This is a genomic window from Kitasatospora sp. NPDC003701, assembly GCF_053587085.1.
In genome coordinates this window covers 1-2,740 of the sequence record NZ_JBSFNM010000158.1, presented here as the reverse complement: position 1 = coordinate 2,740, position 2,740 = coordinate 1, and the positions used below count along the sequence as shown (strand labels likewise).

4 protein-coding genes are annotated in these 2,740 nt (G+C 71.7%); 2 read left to right on the top strand and 2 right to left on the bottom strand.

The annotated features are described in order from the left end of the window. Positions 1 to 545, bottom strand: a 545-nt coding sequence (locus ACWDRR_RS44345; RefSeq protein ID WP_449778023.1) for a substrate-binding domain-containing protein, incomplete at its 3' end; no start/stop codon positions are given. Positions 546 to 1,026: 481 nt separating this feature from the next. On the opposite strand from ACWDRR_RS44345, the gene ACWDRR_RS44340 reads away from it, so the two are divergent. Beyond that, complete coding sequence (locus tag ACWDRR_RS44340; RefSeq protein WP_449778022.1) at positions 1,027 to 1,341, top strand: hypothetical protein; 315 nt, start codon at positions 1,027 to 1,029, stop codon at positions 1,339 to 1,341. A 109-nt stretch (positions 1,342 to 1,450) separates the two neighbouring features. On the opposite strand, the gene ACWDRR_RS44335 is transcribed toward ACWDRR_RS44340, so the two are convergent. Next, positions 1,451 to 1,900: a MarR family winged helix-turn-helix transcriptional regulator gene (locus ACWDRR_RS44335; RefSeq protein WP_449778021.1), complete on the bottom strand. Its 450-nt coding sequence runs from the start codon at positions 1,898 to 1,900 to the stop codon at positions 1,451 to 1,453. Between the two features lie 135 nt (positions 1,901 to 2,035). Here ACWDRR_RS44335 and ACWDRR_RS44330 point away from each other — a divergent pair, with 135 nt between their 5' ends. After that, on the top strand, positions 2,036 to 2,437 hold the full coding sequence (locus tag ACWDRR_RS44330) for a nuclear transport factor 2 family protein (RefSeq protein WP_449778020.1): 402 nt from the start codon (positions 2,036 to 2,038) through the stop codon (positions 2,435 to 2,437). Positions 2,438 to 2,740: the final 303 nt, after the last annotated feature.

Below are 2,740 nucleotides of genomic sequence, written 5' to 3'. Positions count from 1 at the left end.
GGGACGGCGGCGCCGAAGGCTTCCTTGGCGCCCTTGACGCGGTCGCCGCAGACGGTGACGTCCTGCTTCCAGGCGGAGATGACGCGGGTGTCGGCCGGGTTCCAGCCGGCCTTCTTGAACTCCTCGCCGGCGCGCTTGCCGACCTCGGAGCCCATCTGGGTGCCGGAGAAGCCGATCCGGGCGACGAGGTCGTCCTTGGCGCAGGCGGCCGGGTCGGGGCCGGTGGCGCAGATCTGGTCGTCGGAGGTGAGGAGGGCGACCTTGGCGTCCTTGGCGGTCTGGACGACCTGGGGGCCGACGGCCGGGTCCGGGACGACGATGATCACGCCGTTGGTCTTCTGCGCGATCGCGGACTGGACCTCGCTGATCGTCTTGTTGGCGTCGCTGCCCAGGTTGACGACCTTCAGGTCGACGCCCAGCTCCGCGGCCTTGGCCTTCGCGCCGGCCGCCTCCCCGACGAAGTACTCCTGGTCTCCCTGCTTCTGCAGATAGGTGATCGAGATCTTCCCGCTGACCGGCGCGACCGAGGCATCGCCTCCGGCCACGGACTCCTGACCCGTCGAACACGCGGTCGTCAGGCCCACAGCGAACAACAGACCGGTCGCGGCAACAACACGGCTGGAAGGACGGAACATGGGGGAACTCCTTCGAGGCCGCACCCGCCGACGGCGACGGAACGGGTGCGAGGGGTGCGGATTCACGGGGGCGTGCGGGTGTGGTGCCAGGGATGGATCCCGGTGGAGCGGCGGTCGAGTGGTGGTTTGAGGCCGGTACCGCATCGCCTTGCCAGTGAATCCAACGTAAATAGCCAGAAACAAACAGTTCCGAACGGGATGCGGATATGACACCTCTGTTTCGGAATCCGCGTCAAGGGCGTGGCCGGGTCGAGACCACCTTGTGACGTGCGGCCACCGCCGTCCCGAGGTGGCGGCCCTGCGGCGGTGCGGCCCCGGCCGGGGCCGGGGCGGTGCCCGATTGGACACCTTGGGCGGGTTTTGGGCACGTCATGCGGGTGAGACTGGGGGCATGGGTGACTACGTGATCACAGTTCCCGGAACCGTCGGACGGCCGATGGACGAGCGGGCACGCCGCGCCCTGCTCGCCGTCGTGCACGGTGCGGATCCGGAGGTGGTCGGGACCGAGGTGCCCGACCTCGATGTGCTGACCCTCGACGAACCCGAGGGGACGTTCGTGCTCCGGTTGGAGGTGGAGGCCGCCGATCGCGACGGTGCCGGAACGGCGGCGCTGGATCTCGTCCGGCAGGCGTTCACGGCGGCCGGCTATGAGGAGGGCGCGGTGAACATCGGTTCCCCGGTGGTCACCGGCATCGACGTCGGCTGACCCTCCGGCCGGTGACGCCGGCCCCGCAGCGGCCCGGCCGCCCTTCGAGGGTGGCCGGGCCGCGCCGGTGTGCGGGTGTGCGGTACGCGGTCTGTTCGCCGCGCCCGCCTCACTCCGGCCGGAGGAAGCCCTCGGTGACGAAGCGGTGGAACCCGCGGGCGAAGGCCCGTGCCTCGTCGTCGGGCCAGTCGGCCAGCGAGGCCTCGATGTGGCCGGCGAGGCGCTCCCGGGTGGCGGCGATGACGCGTTGCCCGGCTTCGGTGAGGGTCAGGAGGGTCGCGCGCCGGTCGGCGGGGTCGGGTTCGCGGCGCAGCAGGCCGGCGGCTTCGAGGCGGCTGGCGCGGCGGGTGACGCCCGAGCGGTCGAGCCCGATCTCCTCGGCGAGTCCGGCGGCGCTGCACGGCCCGGTGCGGGCGAGTGCGCTGAGGACCGGGTAGGTGACGGCGTCCAGGGCGTCGTCCAGGCCGCTGGTCAGCAGCTCGTAGAGGTGTGTGCGAGCGCTGCGTCTGAGCACGGCGGCGAGTGCGTCGGCGATCTCGTGTCCCACGTCGGTCGGCATACGTCCAAGAATAACGTGCGCGACGCACGTACTGTGGAGTACTCTTCGGATGCGTGCTCGACGCACGCAAAGTTCGTCGCTCCGACACTCACGTCGCTCCGACACTTCCGTCACTCCGACACGCAGGGGACCGCCATGACCACCGCCACCCGCCCGAGCATCGCCGCCGCGCTCACCGATCTGCTCTTCACACCCGGTCTCGACCTTGCGGAGGCCGTCGACCGGCACTTCGCGCCCGACTACCGGCAGCGCACCGACGGCCGCTGGGACGACCGGGAGCAGTTCGTCGCCCACATCGCCCACCTGCGCACGGTCGTCGCGAGCGGCCGGGTCGAGGTCCTCGACGAACTCGTGCAGGGGGACCGCTACGCCGACCGCCACGTCGTCGACGTCACCAAGAACGACGGTTCCACCGTGCGGATGGAGGTCTACCTCTTCGCCGAGTTCGCCCCCGACGGCCGGTTCCGCCGGGTCGAGGAGACCACCCTCATGCTCCGGGGCGCCGAGGCCGACCGGAGCATCGGCAGCGCCCGCTGACGTCCTCGGCCGGCGGCCCGGCGGAGCCGGCTCCCGGACGGCGGGGCCGATCCTCCGGTTCGCCCCCGCACTCCTCGGAACACGGCGTTGCCGGGCCCCTGGTGCAGGGGCCCGGCAACGTTCGGCGGCGCGGTCGACCCTCAACGGCCTGCCGCCGGCCCGTCTCCGACGGGGACCCGCACCGCCGCGGCTCTGGGGCGGCGCTTGTTCCGGGTGCCTGTGCGGAGGGGTTCGGGGTGGTGGTGTCAGGCGGGGAGGCCGATGGGGCGTTCGCCGTTGCGGCGTTGTTGGATGACGACGGCG

Excerpts from the sequence above, each read along its gene's own strand:
- ACWDRR_RS44330 (WP_449778020.1), top strand. The coding sequence starts at position 2,036 with ATGACCACCGCCACCCGCCCGAGCATCGCCGCCGCGCTCACCGATCTG.
- ACWDRR_RS44340 (WP_449778022.1), top strand. The coding sequence starts at position 1,027 with ATGGGTGACTACGTGATCACAGTTCCCGGAACCGTCGGACGGCCGATG.
- ACWDRR_RS44335 (WP_449778021.1), bottom strand. The coding sequence starts at position 1,900 with ATGCCGACCGACGTGGGACACGAGATCGCCGACGCACTCGCCGCCGTG.